23 protein-coding genes and 1 other annotated feature are annotated in these 24,731 nt (G+C 40.3%); of the genes, 20 read left to right on the top strand and 3 right to left on the bottom strand.

All coding sequences use genetic code 11. The features are described from left to right. Nucleotides 1-14: 14 nt before the first annotated feature. From JBW_RS14040 to JBW_RS14020, 5 genes are all read left to right on the top strand, one after another. Nucleotides 15-1,373 carry a PFL family protein gene (locus tag JBW_RS14040; protein WP_007953776.1) on the top strand — a complete coding sequence of 453 codons (1,359 nt, stop codon included), beginning with the start codon at nucleotides 15-17 and terminating at the stop codon, nucleotides 1,371-1,373. Between the two features lie 152 nt (nucleotides 1,374-1,525). Beyond that, a complete protein-coding gene (nth, locus tag JBW_RS14035) occupies nucleotides 1,526-2,158 on the top strand; it encodes an endonuclease III (RefSeq protein ID WP_007935546.1) in 633 nt (210 codons plus the stop codon). Nucleotides 2,159-2,221: 63 nt separating this feature from the next. Beyond that, entirely contained in the window at nucleotides 2,222-2,827 is a 606-nt protein-coding gene (locus JBW_RS14030) for a peptidylprolyl isomerase (protein ID WP_007935545.1), read from the top strand. Between the two features lie 10 nt (nucleotides 2,828-2,837). After that, the gene (locus JBW_RS14025; protein WP_007935544.1) at nucleotides 2,838-3,089 is read left to right on the top strand and encodes a GIY-YIG nuclease family protein; all 252 of its coding nucleotides are present in this window, start codon (nucleotides 2,838-2,840) and stop codon (nucleotides 3,087-3,089) included. Nucleotides 3,090-3,261: 172 nt separating this feature from the next. Then, nucleotides 3,262-4,818 carry an ABC-F family ATP-binding cassette domain-containing protein gene (locus JBW_RS14020; protein ID WP_007953777.1) on the top strand — a complete coding sequence of 519 codons (1,557 nt, stop codon included), beginning with the start codon at nucleotides 3,262-3,264 and terminating at the stop codon, nucleotides 4,816-4,818. Between the two features lie 137 nt (nucleotides 4,819-4,955). On the opposite strand, the gene JBW_RS14015 is transcribed toward JBW_RS14020, so the two are convergent. Then, nucleotides 4,956-5,627 (bottom strand): metal-dependent hydrolase, encoded by a 672-nt coding sequence (locus JBW_RS14015; protein WP_007953779.1) that lies wholly within the window; start codon nucleotides 5,625-5,627, stop codon nucleotides 4,956-4,958. Nucleotides 5,628-5,799: 172 nt separating this feature from the next. Between JBW_RS14015 and JBW_RS14010 the strand changes: the two genes are divergently transcribed. The 3 genes from JBW_RS14010 to JBW_RS14000 all read left to right on the top strand — a co-directional run bounded on the left by JBW_RS14010 (nucleotide 5,800) and on the right by JBW_RS14000 (nucleotide 8,825). After that, nucleotides 5,800-6,468 (top strand): NlpC/P60 family protein, encoded by a 669-nt coding sequence (locus JBW_RS14010; protein WP_007953800.1) that lies wholly within the window; start codon nucleotides 5,800-5,802, stop codon nucleotides 6,466-6,468. A gap of 81 nt (nucleotides 6,469-6,549) precedes the next feature. After that, nucleotides 6,550-6,797 (top strand) — a binding site (T-box leader). Nucleotides 6,798-6,930: 133 nt separating this feature from the next. Beyond that, the gene (gene aroF, locus JBW_RS14005; protein WP_007953802.1) at nucleotides 6,931-7,947 is read left to right on the top strand and encodes a 3-deoxy-7-phosphoheptulonate synthase; all 1,017 of its coding nucleotides are present in this window, start codon (nucleotides 6,931-6,933) and stop codon (nucleotides 7,945-7,947) included. Further along, nucleotides 7,944-8,825 carry a prephenate dehydrogenase gene (locus JBW_RS14000; RefSeq protein WP_007953803.1) on the top strand — a complete coding sequence of 294 codons (882 nt, stop codon included), beginning with the start codon at nucleotides 7,944-7,946 and terminating at the stop codon, nucleotides 8,823-8,825. The genes aroF and JBW_RS14000 overlap by 4 nt, the downstream gene beginning before the upstream one ends. A gap of 41 nt (nucleotides 8,826-8,866) precedes the next feature. On the opposite strand, the gene JBW_RS13995 is transcribed toward JBW_RS14000, so the two are convergent. Then, nucleotides 8,867-10,486 carry a GDSL-type esterase/lipase family protein gene (locus tag JBW_RS13995; protein WP_007953805.1) on the bottom strand — a complete coding sequence of 540 codons (1,620 nt, stop codon included), beginning with the start codon at nucleotides 10,484-10,486 and terminating at the stop codon, nucleotides 8,867-8,869. Between the two features lie 319 nt (nucleotides 10,487-10,805). Here JBW_RS13995 and JBW_RS13990 point away from each other — a divergent pair, with 319 nt between their 5' ends. The 9 genes from JBW_RS13990 to JBW_RS13950 all read left to right on the top strand — a co-directional run bounded on the left by JBW_RS13990 (nucleotide 10,806) and on the right by JBW_RS13950 (nucleotide 19,716). Beyond that, entirely contained in the window at nucleotides 10,806-12,461 is a 1,656-nt protein-coding gene (locus JBW_RS13990; protein WP_036680364.1) for an ATP-binding protein, read from the top strand. Next, complete coding sequence (locus JBW_RS13985; RefSeq protein WP_007953810.1) at nucleotides 12,440-13,126, top strand: response regulator transcription factor; 687 nt, start codon at nucleotides 12,440-12,442, stop codon at nucleotides 13,124-13,126. Before JBW_RS13990 ends, JBW_RS13985 begins: the two co-directional genes overlap by 22 nt. Before the next feature lie 119 nt (nucleotides 13,127-13,245). Next, a complete protein-coding gene (gene ccmA / locus JBW_RS13980; protein WP_007953819.1) occupies nucleotides 13,246-13,872 on the top strand; it encodes a heme ABC exporter ATP-binding protein CcmA in 627 nt (208 codons plus the stop codon). Next, nucleotides 13,844-14,521: a heme exporter protein CcmB gene (locus tag JBW_RS13975; protein WP_007953820.1), complete on the top strand. Its 678-nt coding sequence runs from the start codon at nucleotides 13,844-13,846 to the stop codon at nucleotides 14,519-14,521. The genes ccmA and JBW_RS13975 overlap by 29 nt, the downstream gene beginning before the upstream one ends. Before the next feature lie 17 nt (nucleotides 14,522-14,538). Then, nucleotides 14,539-15,165 carry a cytochrome c biogenesis protein gene (locus JBW_RS13970; protein ID WP_007953822.1) on the top strand — a complete coding sequence of 209 codons (627 nt, stop codon included), beginning with the start codon at nucleotides 14,539-14,541 and terminating at the stop codon, nucleotides 15,163-15,165. Nucleotides 15,166-15,238: 73 nt separating this feature from the next. Continuing rightward, a complete protein-coding gene (locus JBW_RS13965; protein ID WP_007935531.1) occupies nucleotides 15,239-15,619 on the top strand; it encodes a cytochrome c maturation protein CcmE in 381 nt (126 codons plus the stop codon). Beyond that, nucleotides 15,619-17,847, top strand: coding sequence for a cytochrome c biogenesis protein CcsA (ccsA, locus tag JBW_RS13960; RefSeq protein WP_007953828.1), 2,229 nt, complete (start codon nucleotides 15,619-15,621; stop codon nucleotides 17,845-17,847). The genes JBW_RS13965 and ccsA overlap by 1 nt, the downstream gene beginning before the upstream one ends. Before the next feature lie 122 nt (nucleotides 17,848-17,969). After that, on the top strand, nucleotides 17,970-18,443 hold the full coding sequence (locus JBW_RS13955; protein ID WP_007953829.1) for a cytochrome c3 family protein: 474 nt from the start codon (nucleotides 17,970-17,972) through the stop codon (nucleotides 18,441-18,443). After that, nucleotides 18,436-19,716, top strand: a complete 1,281-nt coding sequence (locus tag JBW_RS13950) for an ammonia-forming cytochrome c nitrite reductase subunit c552 (protein ID WP_007953831.1) — start codon at nucleotides 18,436-18,438, stop codon at nucleotides 19,714-19,716. The genes JBW_RS13955 and JBW_RS13950 overlap by 8 nt, the downstream gene beginning before the upstream one ends. Before the next feature lie 69 nt (nucleotides 19,717-19,785). On the opposite strand, the gene hydG is transcribed toward JBW_RS13950, so the two are convergent. Beyond that, on the bottom strand, nucleotides 19,786-21,213 hold the full coding sequence (gene hydG / locus JBW_RS13945; protein WP_007953833.1) for a [FeFe] hydrogenase H-cluster radical SAM maturase HydG: 1,428 nt from the start codon (nucleotides 21,211-21,213) through the stop codon (nucleotides 19,786-19,788). A gap of 332 nt (nucleotides 21,214-21,545) precedes the next feature. Here hydG and JBW_RS13940 point away from each other — a divergent pair, with 332 nt between their 5' ends. The 3 genes from JBW_RS13940 (at nucleotide 21,546) to JBW_RS13930 (ending at nucleotide 24,728) form a co-directional block, all read left to right on the top strand. Next, nucleotides 21,546-22,004, top strand: a complete 459-nt coding sequence (locus tag JBW_RS13940) for a YmaF family protein (protein ID WP_007953835.1) — start codon at nucleotides 21,546-21,548, stop codon at nucleotides 22,002-22,004. A 126-nt stretch (nucleotides 22,005-22,130) separates the two neighbouring features. Next, a complete protein-coding gene (locus tag JBW_RS13935) occupies nucleotides 22,131-23,486 on the top strand; it encodes an FMN-binding glutamate synthase family protein (protein ID WP_045820621.1) in 1,356 nt (451 codons plus the stop codon). Between the two features lie 144 nt (nucleotides 23,487-23,630). Continuing rightward, nucleotides 23,631-24,728, top strand: coding sequence for a type III polyketide synthase (locus tag JBW_RS13930; protein WP_235333784.1), 1,098 nt, complete (start codon nucleotides 23,631-23,633; stop codon nucleotides 24,726-24,728). Nucleotides 24,729-24,731: the final 3 nt, after the last annotated feature.

Raw genomic sequence — 24,731 nt, 5'->3', positions numbered from 1 at the left:
AAGGGGGAACGTTGATGTTAACAATTCAGGAAATATTAGAAACGAATCGGATGATTGAGCAAAACAATTTTGATGTTCGTACCATTACATTGGGTATTAGCTTACGAGATTGCTGTCATCCGGATATAAAAATATTCTGTCAAAACATTTATGAGAAGATTACACGGGCAGGAGAGCATTTGGTTCGTACAGGGGAAGATATTGAAGCAGAATACGGTATACCTATTATTAATAAACGTATTTCCGTAACGCCCATTGCCATAGTTGCTGAGAGTTGTCATGCTGATAGTTATGTTCCTGTGGCTCAGGCTCTAGATGCTGCAGCCAAAACCGTTGGTGTTAACTTTATTGGTGGTTTTTCGGCTTTAGTTGAAAAAGGATACACAAAAGGGGATCGGATTTTGATCCAATCGATTCCAGAAGCTTTGGCACAAACGGAAAGAGTCTGTTCTTCCATTAATCTGGCCTCTACCAAGGCGGGAATTAATATGGACTGTGTACGAGAAATGGGGCAAATTATTAAACGAACTGCTGAACTTACTAGTGACCGTGATGCTCTAGGGTGTGCAAAGTTAGTAGTTTTTGCAAACGTCCCTGAAGACAATCCTTTTATGGCTGGTGCTTTTCATGGTGTAGGAGAAGCGGAAAAGGTAATCAGTGTAGGAGTCAGTGGTCCTGGTGTGGTAAAACGCGCTTTGGAAGAGGTAAGAGGACAAGATTTTAGCGCTGTGGCAGAAACCATCAAGAAAACTGCCTTTAAAATTACGCGAGTAGGACAACTTGTTGCCCAAGAGGCTTCCAGGCGGATGGGTGTGCCTTTTGGTATTATTGATTTGTCATTGGCACCTACACCAGCGGTCGGTGATAGTGTTGCACATATTCTAGAAGAAATGGGTTTAGAAAGCTGCGGTGCACCTGGTACTACTGCAGCGTTAGCAATATTGAATGATGCAGTGAAAAAGGGCGGGTTAATGGCTTCATCTCATGTTGGCGGGTTAAGCGGAGCCTTTATTCCTGTAAGCGAAGATGCAGGAATGATTGCAGCAGTAGAACGCGGAAGCTTGACATTGGAAAAATTAGAAGCCATGACTTGTGTCTGTTCAGTAGGACTTGATATGATTGCTGTAGCGGGAGATACGTCTGCGGCTACTATTTCAGGTATTATTGCAGATGAAGCAGCAATTGGTATGATTAATAACAAGACGACAGCGGTACGTATTATTCCTGTTCCAGGTAAAAAAGTCGGTGACAGTGTAGAATTTGGCGGTCTTTTGGGGTATAGTCCGATTATCCCTGTGAACACTTTTAAATCCGATGACTTTATTGCTCGGGGTGGCAGAATTCCTGCGCCGATACGCAGTTTGACAAATTAGTCAGATTGTTTTACATTAAAGCTAACCCTTTCATTTAGTAAGAAAGGGTTAGCTTTTTGCTTTTTACAGATTACAAAGAGTAAACTATCCTGCACACATTAAAAAGTAATTATAGTGATATTTCGATAAGTTTACTTTTTTAGGAGGAACATATGCGTATTACCAAAGCTGTCAAACAAGAAATGCTATCTATATTAGAAGAACGCTATCAAGGTACTGCCACAGCCCTGGATTATTCTTCCCCATTTGAATTATTAATCGCTGTAGTTTTATCCGCTCAATGTACCGATGTACGGGTTAATATTATAACGAAACGTTTGTTTCCCGAATATAATACGCCCACAAAGATTAAAGAGATGGGTTTGGAAAAGCTAGAGGCATATATTCGAGATTGTGGATTATATCACAGTAAGGCTCGCAATATTATGGCGACTTGTGATATTTTATGCCGAGAATATGATGAAAAGGTTCCAGAAACCTTTGAGGAATTAATTACCCTGCCAGGTGTTGGCAGAAAGACGGCAAATGTCGTACTAAGTCAATTATTTAACATTCCGGCAATTGCTGTAGATACTCATGTATTTCGAGTATCCAATCGACTGGGATTAGCCAAAGGAGATACCCCTTTAACTGTAGAAGAAGGGCTGATGAAAGCGATACCTCGCAATAAATGGAGTGATGCGCATCATTGGCTTATTTGGCATGGACGAAGAATTTGTAAAGCGCGGAAACCAGAATGTAATACCTGTCCTTTAGCTGCATTATGCCCAAGTAAGATTCTCTAAAGTTTGTGATTTTCTGTAGTGATGATATAATGAGAAGGTAATTTAAACTTCGGGAGGAATATCATGTCAAAGAAGATTGTAAGTATGCTGCTTGTTTTATTTGTACAAGTATTTTTGATTGCCGGGTGCTCTGGTAATACTGGCAATACAGGTAGTCAGGCAGCTCCAGAGAGCACGCCGAAACAAACAACGATTGCAAAAAAGAATAGTATAGCCAAATTTGAGACTTCCAAAGGTGACTTTAAAATAGAATTATTTGAAGATAAAGCACCTGTTACCACTAAGAACTTTATTGACCTGGTAAACAAAAAGTTCTATGATGGATTGATCTTTCATCGGGTTATCGATGGATTTATGATTCAAGGCGGTGATCCTAAAGGAAATGGTACAGGGGGACCTGGGTATACGATTAAAGATGAATTTCACCCTGATTTAAAACATGACAGCGCCGGCGTCCTTTCTATGGCCAACGCGGGACCGAATACAGGTGGATCACAGTTTTTCATTACATTAGCGCCTACATCTTGGTTGGATAAAAAGCATGCAGTTTTTGGCAAAGTCACTACTGGTTTAGAGGTTGTTCAAGCAATTGGCAAGGTTAAAGTCGGGGCAAACGACAAACCTGCAGAAGATGTTGTAATTAAAAAAATTACCATTGAGCAGCCGTAGTAGAGTAATCATGCCATATACGTATATTGTTCAGTGTGCTGATGGCACGTTATATACTGGTTGGACAGTAGATTTGGAGAAACGGCTTGCTGCCCACAATGAGGGAATTGGTGCTAAATATACCAGCAGCCGTGTACCGGTAACCCTTGTGTATTGGGAATCCCAAGCAAATCAAAGTGCTGCACAAAAACGTGAAGCAAGAATAAAAAAAATGCCACGATGTAAAAAGTTGGATTTAATTCGTGAATTTGTCAATAGTTAGACGATGAGAAAACTATGAATGACAAGGACGCAAAGGTATGTAAACATTGCATGCCGTTGCGTTTTTGTGGTTGAAGGGATTATCGATTTTGACACAATAGGTTTTACAAGCTACAATAATAAAACATATCGAAAAAAGTTAAAGAAAAATTTAAACAATGCAGGTGAATAGATTGAGCGTATTAACAGTAGAAAATGTAACCCATGGCTTTGGCGGCAGACAAATACTAGAAAATGCATCCTTTCGTTTATTAAAAGGAGAACATGTTGGTTTAATTGGAGCAAATGGTGAAGGAAAATCTACCTTTTTAAATATTATTACAGGGCAATTAATGCCTGATGAAGGTAAGGTAGAATGGTCCAATCGAGTAACAGTCGGATATTTGGATCAGCACACAGTATTGAGTAAAGGAAAAACCATCCGGGAAGCACTGCGGGAAGCTTTTCAAGGCATGTTTGATCTGGAGGCTGAAATGCTGGCGATTTATGATACCATGGGGGATGCATCACCTGCAGAGCTAGATAAAATGATGGAAGATGTAGGCGAGATTCAGACCATTTTAGAGACAAACGGTTTTTATATGATTGATGCCAAAATCCTTGAAGTAGCAAATGGTTTAGGATTGGCTGAAATCGGTCTTGATCGAGATGTAGCCGATTTAAGCGGCGGGCAAAGAACAAAGGTATTATTAACTAAATTATTATTGCAGAATCCAACTATTTTACTTTTAGATGAGCCTACGAACTATTTGGATGTAGAGCATATTGAATGGTTAAAGCGATATTTAAAAGAATATGAGAATAGCTTTATCCTAGTCTCTCATGATATTCCCTTCTTAAACGAGGTTGTAAATGTCATTTATCATGTGGAAAATACGATATTGACACGCTATACAGGAGATTATGAGCAGTTTCAACAATTATACAATATACGTAAAGGGCAAGAGTCAAAAGCTTACGAACGGCAGCAGCAAGAAATTGATCGATTAGAAGACTTTATTTCCCGTAATAAAGCTCGTATCTCTACTACCGGACGGGCAAAAAGCCGGCAGAAGCAATTGGATAAAATGGAAGTATTGGAAAAGCCGCGGGAGAAACCAAAAGCAACCTTTCGTTTTAAAGAAGCAAGAACGCCAAGCCGCATGATTGTTGAGGCTGAGGATTTAGTATTGGGCTATGATGAACCGTTAACGAGACCTGTTACATTTCAATTAGAGCGGGGCCAGAAGGTAGCCATTCGTGGTGTCAATGGCTTAGGAAAAACTACGCTTTTAAAAACCATATTGGGGAAAATTCAGCCAGTCGCAGGCAAGGTGGAACTTGGTGATAATTTGCACTCAAGTTATTTTGAACAAGAATCCAATCGTCATAATAACAATACCGCTATGGAAGAAGTATGGCAGGAATACCCTGGACTAAGCCACTTTGAAGTACGTCAGGCATTAGCTCGCTGTGGATTGACGAATGATCATATCACCAGCCAGATGATGGTATTAAGCGGTGGTGAAAATGCGAAAGTACGATTATGTAAATTAATGCTGACAGAGGCAAACTGGCTCGTATTAGATGAACCTACCAATCACTTGGATGTAGATGCCAAAGCCGAGCTGAAAAAAGCTCTCGCTGAATTTAAAGGAACGGTTCTTTTGGTATCTCATGAACCAGACTTCTATGAAGACTGGGTAACACACATCTGGAACGTTGAAGATTGGACAACAAAAGTTATATAATGTGTAATAAAAATCGCTCCTCACAGTCAAGTGGGAGCGATTTTTATTACACATTGATGAACTACAAAAGCACAATGCCTCTGTCGCGGCACACCCTTGTTGTCCTTCGGGTCTTTGTGCTTGGATTGTTTTAAGTTTTAAAGCAAAGTGATTTCCTCACCTGGATTTATGATATGTACAGGAATATTAAAACGCTCTTCCACGTCTTTTTTGTAGGCTGATGGGTCCTGAGCAATAAGAGGCCAAGTGTTATAGTGCATAGGTATGACATTGCCAGGCTTTAATAAATTAGCAGCTTCGGCAGCATCTGATGGCCCCATGGTGTAATTGTCACCAATTGGCAGTAAGGCATAATCAATTTTTTCTAAACGCCCAAGCAATGCCATGTCACCAAAGATACCTGTATCACCAGCAAAATAGACTGTCTTACCGAAAAAGTTGACAATAAAACCACAGGCATGACCTCCTGGTATACCTGAGCCGTGGAAGGCAAGGGTGATTCGCACATAACCGAAATCGAAGGAATGTTTGCCGCCAATATGCATGGCATGAGTAGTACAGCCTTGTTCATTGCAAAACTTAGCTATCTCAGCCGTGGCAATGACAGTTGCACCTGTGCGTTGGGCAATAGCAACAGTATCACCTAAATGATCATCGTGACCGTGGGAAGTTAGAATATAGTTGCAGTTTATTTCTTCTGGCGATAGAGTTGCCTTTGGATTACCGGTAAAAAAGGGATCAAATACAATAGAAATCTGATTATAGGTTAGCTGAAAGCAAGCATGACCGTGAAATTTCAATGTAAGCATAGTAGCCTCCTGTTTATTTTCTCTTTATTGATAGTATACAAGGAACTTTCCAGGAAAATCAATAATGAAGGTTTAATATATGAAAAATTACTGAATAGGGATGCAATTGCAGGATTTTGGCAGTATTTAACGAAATATGTGAGTAATTGGAAAGAAACGGGGGAATACCTAAGTGGGAGTTATGGTAAGAGGATTATTATTAGGTCTTTTATTTTCTATAATGCCGTTATTCGTATATGCTGCTGACACTCAATTCAAAGAAGGCGACCAAGGGAGTGAAATTGCAGCAATACAAATGAAGCTGAAGGAAAAGGGCTATAAAATTACCAGGATTAATGGCAAATTTACAGCAGAGACAAGGAAGGCTGTTCGCAGTTTTCAAAAGCGGCAAAAGCTCAAATCCGACGGAATTGTTGAGAATAGAACCTATTATATATTAATGGGAAAAAATTTAAAAGTGGGTAATGAAAAGGTACAGGATAAGGCAAAACAAATAACAGATACAGCTAAAACCTATGCAGGCGTACCTTATAAGTTTGGCGGTACTAACCCCAAAGGGTTTGATTGTTCCGGTTTTGTTCAATATGTATTTGATCAAAGAAAAATAACCTTGCCGCGGGCTGCGGATGCTCAGTATAAGGTGGGGAAAGCAATAACGCAAAAAGAGCTTAAACCAGGGGATTTAGTCTTTTTTAGTACCTACGAAAAAGGTGCTTCCCATTGTGGTATTTACTTAGAACAGGGTAAATTTATTCATGCATCCAGCCATGGTGTCATGGTCAGTCACTTAGACGAAAGTTACTGGAAGACACGATATCTTGGTGCGAGGCGAATTATTTAATATACAAAAATAAAAATGTCCTTGAATGCTTGACAGTAGTGTAAAGTTTTGTTATATTATCATTAAATCAAATAAAGATTTGTAAATATGATGAATAGGATAAGTAAATTGGCAGCATTTTTCAGAGAGCCAGGGGGTGGTGTGACCTGGTAAATGTACTGATTGAAATACACCTAGGAGTAGCAGGTTGAAAGGTAACAAGTAGACCGTGCCGGAATGCCACCGTTATTAAAGGCTAGAGTATCAGGTTAACTGCCTCGTACTTGAAGAGTAATCGGCTTGCAATGCAAGCAGGGTGGTACAACGAGCAATAGCATCTCGTCCCTGTATAGGGATGAGGTGTTTTTTTATTTATATAAATGAGGAAGTGGTTAAGCTAATTTATATAAATGCAATCTCAATCTGCCGCTTATCAAAACTTGTGGTGTAAATTTAAATAAAAATGTAGAGGGGATACAGATTATGATTATCGTAATGGGACCAGAAGCAACACAAGAGCAAGTACATGTAATAATGAATAAGTTAACAGCCTTAGGTTTAAAGGTGCATTTGTCAGAAGGTGCGACTCGTACGATCATTGGAATCATTGGTAATAAACAGTTGATTGCTCAATTATCGATAGAGGCCATGGATGGTGTGGAAAAAACAGTATCTGTGACTGTCGATTATAAGTTAGTTAGTCGTGAATTTAAGCAGGACGATACGATTGTGGACGTTGGTGGTATTTTGATTGGAGGGAATCATTTGGCAGTTATGGCTGGACCCTGTGCAGTTGAAAGCCGGGAACAGCTATTGCAGTCGGCCTTTATTGTCAAAGAAGCAGGTGCACAATTTTTACGTGGAGGAGCGTACAAACCCCGAACCTCTCCTTATGCTTTTCAAGGGTTAGAGGAAAAGGGCCTAGAAATGTTGGCGGAAGCAAGAGAGAAAACGGGACTGAAAATAGTGACTGAAGTTGTGGATGTTGAGTCAGTGCCTGTGGTCAGTGCTTATGCTGACATGCTGCAAATCGGCTCACGCAATATGCAAAATTTCCAGTTGCTCAAAACAGTAGGAAAAACCAATAAGCCTGTATTATTAAAGCGTGGCTTATCGGCAACTATTAATGAATGGTTGAATGCTGCGGAATATATTATGAGTGAAGGAAATTACAATGTAGTATTATGCGAACGTGGTATTCGAACCTATGAAGAATATACGCGAAATACCTTGGATTTAAGTGCAGTGGCGGCAGTGAAAAACATTAGTCATCTCCCGATTATCGTAGATCCTAGTCATGGTACAGGTCGCTGGAAATTAGTGCGTCCTATGGCCAGAGCTGGTATTGCTGCTGGTGCCGATGGACTTATGATTGAGGTTCACCCAAATCCTGCAGAAGCTTTATCCGATGGCAAGCAATCTTTAACTCCGGAGAATTTTGAACTGACGATGCAAGAAGTCAAAACAATTGCTCAGGTCATGGGGAAGGTTATGGCATGAAAGTGAAGCGTATTACAATCATTGGCTTAGGGCTAATCGGTGGTTCCCTTGGCTTAGCATTGAAGAAGCAGTGTGGAGAAGAGCTAAGAGTAACAGGAGTTGATTATGAGCAAGAAACTTTAGAGCTCGCTGTACAGCGCGGTGCTGTAGATTACAGTACGAATGATTTGAAAAAGGGCGTAGAACAAGCTGATATTATCTTTTTATGTACTCCTGTACTTCAAATCATACCGATTGTAGAACAAATTTTGCCCTATGTAAAAGTCGGCGGGATTTTAACAGATGTAGGTAGTACTAAAGGGTTCTTAGCAGAAAAATTGCTATGCATGATGCCTTCTGGCGTTCATTATGTGAGTGGGCATCCTATGACAGGGATCGAGCGAAGTGGTATTATGGCAGCGGATCAAGGATTATTTAAAGATAAATGGTATATTCTAATCCCCGAAGCATCTACCTCTCCTGAGGCTGTTGAAATCATCTCTCAGACACTTACCTGGACAGGAGCTAGGATTACTACGATGGACTTGGCCGATCATGATCAATGTGCGGCAATCATTAGCCATATTCCACATGTAGTAGCTGCTGCTCTTGTGAACCTCTTAGGCAAATATCCAGCTTTGGAAGAAAGTTTTAAATTAGTAGGTGGCGGGTTTCGTGATACTACCCGTATTGCTTCCTCTAATGCCGATATGTGGGCAGACATCTGTTTGACCAATTCTCAGCCTATTACCCAAAGCTTATTGCAGGTGAAAGAGTTGCTGGATGAAATGATTCAAGCTGTAGAAAAAGCTGATCGGCCAGCCATACATCATTTTTTCAAGAGAGCGAAAGTTCGGAGGGATATTTTAATAGAAGAAACAGACTCCCATGTCGTCTAAAGGCATGGGAGCCTGTTTCTTTTTATCAGTAGTTTTCAAAATTATTGCGTTACTGAAGCCCAGTTGGCATTAATAATTTGTGCCATTAGTTTTTTGCCTTCGATATCTAGATGCAGCCCATCCGTAGCGTAGCGGAGGGGCAAGGTTTGATTTCCATCTGTAAAATAGGGTTCAAGATCAATATGGTATCGCTGCTGACGAATAAAATGGTTTACGACAGCAAATTCTTTTTGCCATTCAGGTATGGTTTCTTCATTAAATACCTGCTGAATGGCCTGAGGATTAATCGGCGGCAGTGTTAAAAAAATGGGTCGAATGCCATGAACTAAGCATTTATCGCGAATTGCACTCAGCTCTTTGATGACTTGGCTGCCGGGCACACCTCCCCGTAAACTATTGCTCCCGCCCATAATAATCAGAAACATAGGATGATACGGCAATACATCCGCATCAAATCGACTTAGCATAGAGGCAGAAGTATCGCCGCTTTTCCCTAAATTGATAGTGGGAAAGGATAAATACGTTTGAAAACTATATTCGACATCAGCAGGTGAATAGGAAATTGCACCGCCACCATGGGTGATACTATCACCCAAAGTAGCTGCATATTTGCCTGGGGAGCGGTCGACGACAAAGGATTCCGCATTCGAATAAACACCAACTGCCGTGCCATTTCCATCTAAGCCGCGAACACGCCAATAATAGGTACCAGGGGTGCCTAAAGGCGTTTCATCATAGTAATCTGAACCCATAGTAACAATTTGTTGTCTAAGGCGATGACGAGATGGTTGTACTCCATTTGGATTTTCGGGTGGTGCTGAGGTTAATTCAATTTCATAAGAGGTGGCCCCAGTAATGGGAATCCATGAAAATACAGGGTAGAGAGGTACTGGCATATTGGCAGTCTTATAGCCAGTGTTTGATAGGGGTTTTAGATTTGGAGGCAAGGTATGATCAATACGAACTTCGGCAGCATCGGAAAATACTCCGATCGGATCTCCGGTATAATCTAGAGCTCGAACTCGCCAATATAAGTGATCATTAGGATAGGTAGATAGGTTGATGCTATAGCCATTTGTAAATACTTCTCGTGAAGAAAATATCTGATAGCGGGAAGGGAATAAACCATTTGGATTTTCGGGAGGAGAACTTAAAAATTCGATCTCATAATAAACAGCCCCTGGAAGTGTGGTCCACATTAACATAGGAAAATTAGAGGCAGGAGTATGGGTGGGGTAATGGATCAAGGAAAGGGGTTTAGTTTGCATCGCATCTTGATTCATGCCGGTCTTTGTTATTGGGATAAAATCAGAATAAGAACCTAAAGGATGGTGAAATAAGCTATGGGCAGACACTCTAAGGTAAGCACTTTCTGGAAAGTTCTGGTTGATTGTAATAGAATTTTCAAAGGTACGATATTTGATAATCCGATGAAGAGGGAGTGCAATGGAGAAGTTTTGATCTTTTTCTGGAATTTGATTTAGTATTTCCACTTCGTAATAGGCGAAATACGATATTGGTGACCAAGTCAGCGTATATTTATCTCCTATATTTGTGATATCTACGAGTGGTTTATATTCCGTTAATCCGATTCTGTCGTTGCTTTCAATAAAAAATAATAGGGTCATCAGTATTACTATAAAAACTAAAAATCGCCTCATGTTAAACACCTGCTTATTTATCTATATACAATGCATTAAAAAACTTGTATATTGATTGTTAGTCTGCCAGGAATGGAATATAGGGATTCGATTCCTGACGACTGCCATGTAGAATAGTTATTCAATATATATAAGAATATCTAAATTGAAAGATTCTAAATGTCATGATGTCAATTCTACCATAAATGTTGATTCATGGCTAATTATGATGACTTTGGAAGGATTTGCAGAAAATTATGCGAATTGTATTGTAAATTAGAATGTCAAAAATAGATTTTGAGGTGAGATAGTTATAAGAAATAGCCTTAGTATACGATTTATGTTGAGTATAGCTGCTGTGGTAACAGTGTTGATGACAATAAATTTATTATGGAATATTCATCAATACAGCATACAAGCTGAGGAAGAAATGCGTGAGAAAGCAGCAGTGGTCGCCAGACAGCTTATTGCTACTCGTTCTGTTATTGCTCTCAGGCAAGATAACATCAATTCGGATTCACAGGGACATTATGAATTTAAACATCTAAACCCTGCGGCAGTGGGGAAGGAGGTTGGTGATTTTTTCAATCAATCTTCCGGTTATAAAATTAAACAAACTCGTTTTTCTGTACGTGCTCCAGAAAATACTCCTGATAGTTTTGAAATTGAAAAGATGAAAGTATTGGCCGCCAATTCTGATCTTCCAGCAGTGTGGGGATATGATGTGCATGGTGGGGAAAAAGTTTTTCGCTACTTTTCTCCTTTATATTATGATGAAAGCTGCATGCCTTGCCATGGTAAGCCAGCAGGTGGCAAGGATATATCAGGAAATCTGAAAGAGGGCTTTACGGCGGGTGATTTTGCTGGAGCTATTAGTATTATCGTTCCTATGACTACTTACGAAACAAATCAGAGAAGCTATATCATGAATCAATTATTGTTTATTGTGTTTATGGTTTTAGCCATCATTGGACTGATTTATATTTTAATGGAGCACATTGTGATTATGCCGATCCAAGAACTTACTGCGAAGGTGACATCTATAGGAGATGGACAATTGGAAACGAAATTGGTTGATATTCATACTTATGATGAAATGAAATCTTTTGTGGAAGCTTTTAATACCATGGCAGATAAAATCCAGCATTTTTATAGTGAATTAGAGCAAAAGGTTAACGAACGCACTCATCTGCTGCAAGAAGCGAATGTACAGCTGCTTGAACAAGGCGCTGCACTGCGGGCTATGAATGACAAGCTCAGTCAAGCGGATCAACTCAAGTCAGAATTTTTAGCGGTGATGAGCCATGAACTACGAACGCCTTTGACAGCCATTATTGCTTTTAGTGAAATATTATTATATGAAGAAAATTTGAGTAGTCAGCAACGGGACTATCTGGAGGATATCTTTGAAAGTTCACATCAACTGCTAAGTCAGATCAATGATATTTTGGATATGTCTAAAATTGAGGCTGGTTTAATCATGTTAGACATGCAGCCTATAGATATTAGAGAGATTGTTGATAATATTGCTCGCATTATCTCACCATTACTGCTTAAAAAGAATCTTCAGTTTCATAGCAATATTAGTTCCGCAGTACCGATGATCATGGCTGATTATGACAAAGTAAGTCATATTATCAAAAATCTGATTGGTAATGCCGTGAAGTTCACCCCTTCCAACGGCTCAATTAGCATTGAGGCGGAGGTCATTCATCAGAAGCAGGAGCCGTATCTAAAGATAGCTGTGAAGGATACGGGTATTGGTATCCGCGAGGAAGAACAAAGCTCTATTTTTGAAAAATTTAAACAGGCTGGCAGTCCTAGTGAAAGGGAATATATGGGGAGTGGATTGGGCCTTGCTTTAGCCCATAATTTTGTTCAGCTGCATGGGGGACAAATCAGAGTGGAGAGTAAAGTTGGTAAAGGGAGCGTTTTTACATTTACTTTGCCGATTGTTGGAACGGGAGGCTACATATGTTCAAGGAAAAAATTCTAATTGTGGATGATGACGATAAAATACTAAAAATTCTTAAGCATTGTTTTGAAAGGGAAGGCTACATGGTTGTGATTGCTATGGATGGTGAAGAGGCATTAGCCGTGGCGAAACGAGAACAACCTGATTTAGTAGTGCTTGATTTAATGCTGCCAAAGATTAATGGCTTGGATGTAAGTAGTATCTTGATTGCGGAGTATGATATGTCTATCGTTATTTTGTCTGCAAAAGGCGATGAATTAGATCGTATTGCAGGTTTTAGAATGGGTGTTGACGATTATATTGCAAAGCCTTTTAGCCCAACGGAGCTGGTATTGCGGGTACAAGCGGTACTGCGCCGGGCAAAAGGGAAAAAGCAAGAGAAGAATGAAAGCATCCTGTCTGGCAATTTACGAATTGATAGTAAGGCTAGGTCGGTAAACATTGATTCAGAAATCATAGAGTTAACTACGAAAGAATTTGAACTGCTATGGCTTTTAGCCAGTAACCCTAAGCAAGTTTTTACCAGAAAGCAATTGCTTAATAAAATCTGGCATAGCGATTACCATGGCGACGAGAATACCGTTACGGTTCATATGCGGCGCTTACGAGAAAAAATTGAGCCAGATCCATCTAAACCTCTTTATATTAAAACCGTATGGGGCGTAGGGTATAAATTTCAAATGTAATCTTTTCGTAATAGTTTTGTAAGCTGGATGTAAGTAACTTGTAGTATGATAAAAGCATAACTCCCTACACAACATTTTCGTGCATTTATTTTTAGTAGAAGATAGGAGGGGGGATAGCAATGTATCGAGATATCAGTGTGAAACTTGTGGATGTCAGCAAGAGTATCGGCACACGGGTTTTATTTACGGGAATTAATCTTGTAGTGAATGCAGGACAGTGCCTAGTCATTACAGGACCTAACGGTTCAGGCAAATCAACCTTGCTAAAAATAATTGCAGGTCTTAATCAGCCAACGACAGGTGCGATACAAATTATAAGTAACAATAAGCAATTCGATGCAGAAGAACGACGGGCGTGCTTGGGACTCATATCTCCTGAAATTATATTATATGCTGATTTGACAGGCCGTGAAAATATATTATTTTTTACTCGCTTGCGTAAAATACGATGCAATGAGCATCAGATAGAGGGATATTGCCAAAAAGTTGGTTTAGCAATCGATAAGGATCAATTAGTACGTACCTATTCTACAGGAATGCGGCAGCGTTTAAAATTGGCTCTTATGCTAGCGATGCAGCCGTTGTTGTGGTTATTAGATGAACCCTCTTCCAATTTAGATGCTGATGGAAAGAGGCTCATAGCCCAAATGATTAGCAATGGACTCGAACAGAATGCGGCAATCATTATTGCGACAAATGAACCATGGGAGGCGGAACATGCCGACTATAAGATTGAACTTGCTTAATTGCATTTGGGCAATCATGATGAAAGATGGATTATGTGAGTTTAGAACCCGTTATGCTGTGAGCGCATTGTTTATGTTTGCTTTAATATCCTTAGCCAGCATTAGTATGTCCATTGGTGCAGCAAGTTTACCTGCGGATCTTACAGCAGCTTTATTGTGGGTACTATTGTTTTTTTGTGCTATGGCTGGACTGTCTAGAGTTTTTGTTCAAGAAGAGGAGTCGGGCACTATCATAGCGCTGCAGCTTTATGGGTCAGGGCAAGCTGTACTATTTGGTAAGTTATTGTTTAATATTATTATGTTATTGGCTCTGACGATGTTAATCATTCCATTATTTATCCTTTTTCTGAATGTAGATATTTATCATTGGTCGATATTTATTGTGGTCTTGATTCTTGGCGATATAGGTATTGCAGCTGCCAGCACGATTACTGCCGCTATGGTAGCCAAGACCCAGGGGAAAAATGCATTATTTACGGTATTGACATTTCCCATATTATTGCCCCAATTTTTAAGTAGTATTAGTGCTACAGCTAAGATCTTGATGAATGTTAAGCCCGATATATCTGACATCCTGTTTATGGCAGCCTATAATGTGGTACTGATGATTGCATCATCCATAGTATTCGATTATCTTTGGTACGACTGATTTTGGGGGGATTGTAATTGAAGCTCATCTTGCTTTTATGGATTATGGGAGTGATATATGCGGTATTCTACATCGTGCCCCCGGCAGAAGGATTGGGTGAATTGGTGAGAATTGCTTTTTTCCATATACCAGTTGCCTGGGTATCGGTTTTAGCTTTTTTGTTGTCGGCTGGCTGGTCTGTACAATATCTGCGTACACGAGATATACAATATGACTGGAAAAGTTCAGCAGCCGCTAGTTTAGGATTACTATTTTGTCTATTGGCAACTATAAGCGGTGCCGTTTTTGCAAAACTCACTTGGGGTGCTTATTGGAATTGGGACCCGCGGCAAACATCTATTTTTATTTTGCTGCTCATTTATGGAGCTTATTTAGTATTACGATCCTCCATTCAAGAAGAGAAAGAGCGAGCCAGAATATCTGCTGTTTATGCTTTACTCTCTTTTTTAACGGTACCATTCTTAGTTTTTATCATTCCACGTTTTTATTTCTCATTGCATCCTGAACCGGTGATTAATAGTGCTGGTAAGTTAGAAATGGATACGATCATGATCTATGTACTTCTAGCGGCTGTTGGGGCGTGTACAGCACTATTTTGGCAGTGCTTTAACTATATGGTACTCAACAAACAAAAATCAGCGTAAGAGTGGATCGCATCATGGGGAGTCTCTCGGAATAGCTATCTCCAGAGACTCCTATGGGATAAGGAGGAAACCCATGAAAAAACGACATGGAATTGGTATCGGTATTATTGCTCTATTCATTATTTTTAGTGCTGTCAGTTTTAAAAGTTCCCTAACGCCATACGTTACTTTTGCTAAGGCCAAAACGATGAGCGGCAGTGTGCAGGTGCGTGGAGTATTAATTTCAGAACGTGTGATCATGACAGAGGACAAAAAAGCTATAACTTTTAAGCTGCAAGATGAGAACGGACAAGAAGCGTTGATTGTATATAAGGGGACTAAGCCGGATGGGATAGAAGAGGCGACTAGTATTGTGGCTATTGGGAAATATCAGAATGATCAGTTTATTGCTGAAAAATTATTAGTAAAATGCCCTTCTAAATATCAGTCTGTGCAAGGGAGTGTGAATAAGTAATGGTTGGCTATGTTTCTATCGTTTTCGCTTTGCTTGTTACCTGTATAGCAGCATTTTCCTATTTCAATGTGCATCTGTCGACTGTTACACGGCGCTCAGGAAAGGGGAGGGCTGCCAACGTTGGATTACAGTGTTACCGTTTGTCAGCAATATTAGCTGGGATTGCAGCAGGTTATTTACTATATCTAATCTTAGATAATCGCTTTGATTATGCTTATGTTTTTAGTTATTCGTCTCGCGAGTTGGCCTTTATGTATAAGCTGTCCGCATTTTGGGCGGGGCAGCAAGGTTCATTTATGCTGTGGTTGGTATTTCATGTGATATTTGGATTGCTACTATCTCGAAAGAACGACACACCTCCTGGTGTTATGGCCGTTTATAGCGTGCTGCAGGCTATATTGCTGATTGTTTTGTTGGCAAAAGGACCTTTTATGCTGCTGGCACAACCTCAACTGGACGGGGTGGGACTTAACCCTTTGTTACAAGATTTTTGGATGATTATTCATCCGCCAATTATCTTCTTGGGGTATGCTGGTTTGGCTGTGCCCTTTGCTTACGCTCTAGAAGGACTTTTTTCTAACAATCATAAAACCTGGATGACAGCAGTATTGCCTTGGGCTTTGTTTTCATGGTGTGCTTTGGGAGCCGGTGTTTTTATTGGGGGTTTTTGGGCGTATAAAGTATTAGGTTGGGGAGGGTATTGGGCCTGGGATCCCGTGGAGAATTCCTCTCTCGTGCCGTGGTTGGTAAATGGAGCCTTGGTACATAGCTTATTCTGGGCAAGATTAAAATCAGCGGCTATTCGATCTGCTTATTTTGCAAGTATTTTTAGCTTTGTAACCGTGCTATATGGAACATTTTTAACTCGCAGCGGAGTTTTAAGTGATTTTTCTACTCACTCTTTTGCAGATGAAGGGGTTGGGGGATTGCTGGCAGGGTTTGTGCTTCTTACTATATTTTTTGGCTTAACCTTGCTAATCATACGTTGGCCTGACTTGCCAGAAGGTGAATTATATACCAGGGTCAACAGCCGTGAATTTACATTGGGCTGCAGCGTACTGATTTTTAGTCTTATGGCGGTAATGGTTTTTATCGGGATGTCTACCCCCTTGGTTACGATGTTATTAGGAAATCCGTCAAATGTGAGTGAAAGTTTTTATAATAACACGTCGCTGCCATTAGCAGCAGCTTTGGTTATGCTCCTTACGATCTCTCCTATGTTTAATAAAAAACCTAATGAGGCTATTTCGTTAAAGAAGTACTGGTGGTTGGGAATTATCGGTTTGCTGTCATTGGTTTTGCCGCTTAAGCTGGGATTATACCAGCCTATGATAGTAATAACGACCATTTTTTCCATTACGGCTTTGATTGCGAATGTTATCATAGGTAGGGGAAATGAAAGCGCAGCATCATGGCCAGCAGCTATTACTCATGCTGGATTAGCCGTTATGGTAATCGGTATTGTCGCCTCTTCTGCTGCCAATGAGTCGACGGTGACAACCTTAAATCTACAACAACCTAAACAAATCCTGGGGAGTGAAATTACATATATAGGTAAAGAAGAGGCGAACGACGGTAGTGGATTTTATCAAAATTTTATTGTCGGCCACCAGAAGATAGAGCCTTCTTTGATACAGGCCTTTACTAAATACAATAAAGAAGGGCAGCCATCTGCTAGAGAGCCGGCTATTGACCGCAGATGGCTAGCGGATTTATATGTAGCCCCTGTCATGAAGCATGAAGACCATACGGCTACAGAAATTCGATTGGCAACAGGAGAGGAAAGTCAGCAAAATGACGTAATCATTAGGTTTATTTCCTGGAAAATGATTACAGGTACCACCGGACAGGAAATGAAAGTGCAAACCGTCTTTGAAGTGGTAAAAGAGGGAAGGACAGAAGCGATTCAGCCAGAGCTTGTGTATAAGAACGGAGTGGTTACTGGTGCTCCTGTAGTGGTTTTTGGTCAATATGAAATCGTCATTAATGGGGTTAATCCTAGGGATGGAAATATAAGCATTGGACTTTTGGATAACGTTTCTATCAGTAAATCAGATAGTGTTGAAGTTGAAATCAGTAATAAGCCTTTAATCAATTTAGTATGGTTAGGAGCAATTTTGATTACCTTCGGCTGTGGCTGGGGAGCAATCAATCGCTTTTGGTTTTTTAAAAGAAAATGGATGATAAGGAAAAGGGGTCAATGTCCATTTCTAGGACTACATAATTGACTAGTACCTTGTCAGCTTTAAAACGGTAGGAAAATAGACCGTCAGTATTCACTGATTTAGGGCTGATAAGGTGCTAGTAAAAAAAAGTAGGGAAGAAAAACTATAAAATAGGAGGTGAGGGGTTGGATACTGGTCAGTTTTTAAACCGCAATGCTTTAAAGATTGCGCTGGTGGTTCTGGTTGTGGTGATGATAGGAATGGCAGCTGGAGGTGCTGGTTATGCTTATTCAGATAGTCCAGGGTTTTGTGGAAGTTGTCATTCAATGGAGGCAGTCCATACAACATGGCAGGCATCGAATCACAAGCAGCTTAAGTGTACCGACTGTCATTTGCCGCAGCAGAATTTTGCAATTAAAATGATTACTAAAGCGCAGACCGGTATGAATGATACCTATCATGAAGTCTTGCGAGATTATCCCGCAACAATGAAGTTATCGCCTAAAGGCAAAGCTATCGTAGAAGACAATTGCATGCGCTGTCATCAATCTACAGTACAAAACACTGGTATGGGAGCCGGTGGAGAGGATTGTACGAAATGCCATCGCGGCTTAGTTCATGGCATGAACAAGAGCAAAGGGGGAATAAAAGTTGAGTAACATGCAAAAGACCTTAATTGCCTTGTTGGGTGTAGCAGTCATCTTTTTTGGTTTTGTTGCTGTACGTATTGGGGTTAAGCCGGCAGCAACAGTCAAAGCCTCACCCATCCCCGCAGGAGAATATGATGCAGCAGTATGGGGAAAAGTCTATCCCCTTCAATATGAAAGCTATCGAAAGATGGCCGAGGTATCTCCTTCTCCTACAGGTTATGGAGGCAGTGTGAATGTACAAAAATCAGATATGCAGCCAGAAATTTTCACAAACTTTAAAGGTATGCCTTTTAGTAAGGATTATACTGAGGATCGGGGTCATGTATATGCTGTAGAAGATTTACTTCATAGTAAACGGATTGGTCCCGCTAGTAAAGGTGCGTGCATTACCTGTAAAACTCCTTATGTGGAACAATTCTATAAAGAATCAGGCTGGGGGTATGCCAATAAACCTTTAGGGGAATTATTAGAAAGGAGTAAGCATCCTGTTACTTGCGCCCAATGTCATGACTCAGAAACGATGAACTTACGTGTCATTAATCCAGCATTTATTGAAGCACAAGAACGGCGGGGTATCGATTTGAGTAAGGCAACAAGAGAAGAAATGCGCACGTATGTATGTGCTCAATGCCATTCTGAATATTATTTTGAGCCTGGTACCATGCGGGTAGTTTTTCCTTGGGATAAAGGCTTTAAGCCGGAGGAAATGTATGCTTATTATGCTGAAAAACCTAATAACTTCCTTCAGGATTGGGAGCATCCAGATTCTAAAGCACCAATGCTAAAAGCGCAGCATCCTGATTATGAAACATTCGCGAATGGTACTCATGGTAAGGCTGGGGTATCATGTGCCGATTGTCATATGCCGTATATGCGTAAAGATGGGCAGAAATATACATCCCATTTTATTACAAGCCCATTAAAGACTCTTGATGCCTCTTGTTCTCCATGTCACAGTCAAGGAACAGAATGGTTATCCGAAAGAGTTAAGACAATCCAAGACCAAACTTTTTTACTGCAGCATACTGCAGGCTTAAATATAGCTAAAGCTCATGAAGCGATACGAAAAGCTGGTGATACGCCAAATGTCAATCAGGCTGAACTTGCCAAAGCTAGGGAATTGGTGCGTAAAGCCCAGTGGATGTGGGATATTGTGTCAGCTGAAAATAGTATGGGCTTTCATAATACCGATCAGACGATGACGACTCTTGGTCAAGCTAATGAATTAGCTCATCAGGCCATTGAATCGGCCAATTTAGCAGCAGGGATCAATGTGCTATAAATAAGAAAAAGGTTAGGGGAGACTCCGATTTGGTAGTCTCTCCTAACCTTTTTTGAAAATTGTCATGATCTAGAAGTATAAATCACGGGCACCATTTTCAATTTCTTTTAGACGTTTGATGGTTTTAGTGCGGACACTTTCCTGTGGTATCGAAGCAAGGTTTTTAGTAATCATAGTTTCGCCTACTTTTTTTAGCGCATCATCACCATAGTCAAGCAGATACTCTTTAAAAGTCAATAAAGCATTAGGCAAGCAAACATTTTGTATTTCACCACTTTTAGCAAGACTCATAAAGCGATCACCTGTGCGTCCCTGACGATAACAAGCTGTACAATAGCTGGGTATATAGTTTTTTTCGCATAGCATAGAGATAATTTCTTCTGGAGAACGATTGTCCCCTGTTTCAAACTGCATCGCTCCCTTTGCTGTGACAGAATCTTCTTGGGTTTCTTGATAACCGCCTACACCTGTACAGGAACCGGCACTAATTTGTGAAACACCATAAGTAAGAAGCTTGTCTCGTAACTCAGGATGCTCTCTGGTTGATAAAATAATTCCTGTATAAGGTACTGCTAAGCGAATTATAGCAATGATTTTTTTAAAGTCTTCATCATTCACAAGATGCGGAAAGGTTTCGAGGTTAATACTGTCAGCTGGTCTGAGGCGGGGTACTGAGATAGTATGAGGCCCGACACCAAAGGCTTTTTCTAAGTGCTCGGCATGTAAAAACATAGCAATCGTGTCATATTTATAATCATAGAGTCCATAAAGTACCCCGATACCAACGTCATCAATGCCTGCCTGCATGGCTCTATCCATGGCAGTGGTATGCCAGTTATAATCTTTTTTGGGTCCAGAAGGATGCAGCATCTCATAGGTTGGACGGTGGTAGGTTTCTTGAAATAAAATATAGGTGCCAATCTCGGCTTGTTGTAATTTTTTGTATTCGTCAATGGTGGTAGCGGCAACGTTAATATTAACACGGCGTATGCTGCCGTTTTTATTTTTCACATTATAAATTTCTTTAATGGTATCGACAACATAGTCGATGGAACAGTTGTCTTGATCTTCGCCAGCTTCCAACACTAAGCGCTTGTGACCTAAGGATTGAATGATCTCTACCTCTTGTTTTACTTCAGCCATGGATAGATGACGGCGTACTTGGCTTGGATTGCCGCTGCGGTAGCCGCAATACGAACAATCGTTGATACAGTGGCTGGAGATATAAAGTGGTGCAAATAATACAATACGTGTGCCATAAATTTTTTGTTTTATATCAGCAGCAACAGTGTACATGGATTCCAATACGTCTGGATCAGTCACTTCTAAAAGAATGGCTACTTCAGATGCTGATAAACCTTGGTATTGGTTGGCTTTCGCAATAATACTGTTAACGAGTTTTTTATCCTGAGATTTTGTTTTTGCTTCGCGGAGTAATTGAAGAATTACCTCGTCATTAATAAAATCATCGGGTGTTCGTTCTTTATTAGAAATCAATTAAATGGCCTCCTTGTAATACTTCTTACGATATAAATCAATCGTTATATTTGCAGATGACAAATTCTTACTTTGCTCATCGGCTTTACATCAATACATTTTTTTAATTTTGACTATCATTATATAATACTTTTCAGCAAGAATATATAGTTTTAAAGAAAAGTTATTGTTATTATATGAGAAAATCGCATCCCAATAATTATCCTTTGGATGCTTCACACTGCGAGAATCTAACGTATTGACAGATAGTTTTGATATGTGAAGCTCTTAAAGAGCACAAATAAAAATATTCCGCATATAATACTATGGAAATTATAGGAGGTGTGGGGAGAATGCTTAACGATGAAGAGCGAAAATATATGATGGACCATGAAGACAAATATATAACAGGCAACAATGAAGATAATATGGATAATGTCCATGTACATGTGTACACTACGGAAACAGATGTTTCAGATGATCATCAGCATATGTTTTTAGGTGTTACTGGACCTGCTAGGGTGGAAGGACGGTCTCATGTTCATCAAATTCGTACGAGAACATCTTTTGCGGCCGAGAATTCTAGAGGGCACTGGCATTGGGTAGATATTATGACAGACCGGGCAGTCGCCATGCCGGATGGCTCTCATACTCATTATTATGAAGGCCGTACAAGCATGAATGATGGTCACTGTCATAACTTTTCTGATGTTACTGGTCTAGGACCCAATATATGTGTGGATGAAGATGATGAGGATAAAAAACCCTGTAAATATAAGTACAAACGTCCTGATGATGAAGAATATAACTAAAAAAGAACGAGAGGGTGGCAATCAATTTCCACCCTCTCGTTTTTTGTTTACTACGATAAAGTTTTTAAAGCAGTTCAGTTATAATATAGGTCTTAAATATACATACTAAATATTGGAGGTGTTACGATGTTATTAAGCTGGATGATGATGAAACTCATAGATCCCTCAATGGATGAAGTAATGGCAAAGATGCTTACGGAGGATTATAAGGACAATCCCTTCTTGATGGTTACAGTAGCAGAAAAGTTATCACCGCGAGCCATGATGGAAGCTGCTATGCGTGCCGAGGCTGGCAAAGAATTGGCACGACCCTTAGGCAGTCCGGTGGTACTATCTCCATGGGATAAGCTGCTGCTGAACCCAAAGCAATTGTTTGAATTACCTACTTCTGATTATACCGAAATTACCATGAAAACGGTTATTGGACCAAAGGCTAAAAAGCCTCTGCAGCTTGAACTGCCTATCATGATTACAGGAATGTCTTATGGCGGGTCGCTAAGTTTGCCGATAAAAATTGCCTTGGCTAAGGGAGCAACGATAGTCGGAACCTCAACTAATACAGGAGAGTCTGCCGTTACTGAGGAAGAACGGGGAGCAGCTCGATTTTTAATTGGACAATACCATCGTGGAGGTCAATTGAGTAGTCAAGAGCAGCTAAAGCAGCTGGATGCGATTGAAATTCAATTAGGTCAGGGAGCTTGGGGCGGTGCGGTTGATTCTACAATGAAGGCTCAAGATATTGATGATCATCTGCGCAACGCATGGAAGCTAAAAAAAGGAGAAGATGCCACTGTATATGCGCGCATGCCTGGGAAAAATTCGACACAAGATTATATTGCGATGATCGATGATATGAAAGCGCAGTATGATGTTCCTATAGGGGTCAAAATAGCTGGTACTGACTATATTGAATATGAACTGGCGGTTATTGCCCAGACAAAAGCAGATTATATTGTCGTAGATGGTTCTGAGGGCGGGACAGCAGTTGCGAATCCAACCTTACAAGACAATGTGGGGCTGCCGACCTTTCATACCCTTGTACGAACGATCGATTGGCTCGTAAAAAATAATTTGCGTGATCGTTTTAGTGTGATTATTGCTGGTGGATTAACGACTCCAGGGCACTTTCTAAAAGCCCTGGCTCTAGGAGCGGATGCAGTTTATATTGGAACGATTGCTTTACTGGCTGCGCTACATACCCAAATGACAAAGGCACTGCCACAAGCGCCCCCTTCGCAAATGTTATTATATACAGGCAAGTTAACGGATAAACTTAACATCGATGCAGCTGCCAATCATCTGGCAAACTTTCTGTCTTCTTGTAAGAGTGAAATGCAGCTAGCCGTACAAGCTGTAGGTAAAGAAAGCATTAAGGAGCTAAATCGAAGTGATCTGGTAACTGTAGAAAAAGACCTAGCGGAATTTGCTGCGATTCGCTATGCAGCCAGCCATCGAGAAGAAAGAAAAAACACAGAAAAGTAAGCAGTAATTAACCCCTCTTAAATAAACAGAGGGGTTAATTTTATAATGTACATCAAATGATAATGCAATAAAAAATTTATATCGATTATCATGTATTAAATTAGTTTCGGCTTATAATTTCCCAAAATGGTATTTTTCAATACATTGCTTAATAGTGTAGTAGTATTAAAAATACCAATTGGTGGTGATTATAATATGGTGAAGCCTACAATACAGGCTATCGGTACAGCAGTACCTCATTATGCTTTAGAGCAAAAAGAGATAAAAGAATTTGTCGCGAGTATGTTTCGTTCCCACGTAGATCATATTGATAAGCTGCTTCCCATTTTTGAGAATAGCTGCGTTAAGGTAAGATACTTATCTCGGCCGCTGGAATGGTATGCGGCTCCTCATTCTTTTTCAGAAGCGAATCAAATATTTAAAGAAGTAGCCCTTGATCTTGCAGAAAAGGCAGCATTGCAGGCAATGACGAGAGGGAATATAAAGCCAATGGATATCGGTATGGTTATCTTTGTGACTTCTACTGGTATTGCGACTCCTACCTTAGATGCTAAGCTGATTGAGCGGCTGGGATTATCACCTCATACAAGGCGGCTGCCTATTTGGGGACTTGGCTGCGGGGGAGGTGCCGCTGGATTAGCACGAGCTAATGAACTTGCTTATAGTATGCCAGGCAAATCGATATTGTTGGTAGCTGTAGAACTTTGCAGTCTTACTTTTCAAAGGAATGATTTCTCTAAATCCAATATAGTCGGTACCAGCATTTTTGCTGATGGGGCGGCTGCGGTATTAATAACCATGGATGGTGAAGGACCCGCTATTTTAGGAAATCATAGTACCTTGTTTCCCAATTCAGAAGACATTATGGGATGGGAACTAGTTGAGACAGGTCTTAAGGTACGGTTTTCTCGAGATATTCCTAGCATTGTACGCCGCTATTTACCTGATTTATTACAAGAGGCTTGTGGCAAATGGGGAATCGAGCAAGAAAAAATAGCTCATTATGTTGTTCATCCTGGTGGTGCAAAGGTATTGGATGCATATTCGGGGAGTTTGAATATCAGTAAAGATCAGCTATCTCAAGCATATAAGATACTAATTGATTATGGCAATATGTCTAGTGCTTCCATTTTATTTGTATTAGAAAAATTTATGGCTGAAACACCAGCAAAAGATGAATATGGAATTATGTTAGCACTAGGACCTGGTTTTAGTGCGGAACAGGTACTATTCAAATGGTGAGCC

The organism is Pelosinus fermentans JBW45 (assembly GCF_000271665.2).
In the GTDB taxonomy this organism is placed as follows: Bacteria; Bacillota; Negativicutes; order DSM-13327; family DSM-13327; genus Pelosinus; species Pelosinus baikalensis.
The sequence above is the reverse complement of the archived record's forward strand: the minus strand, read 5'-3'. Positions and strand labels throughout refer to the sequence as shown.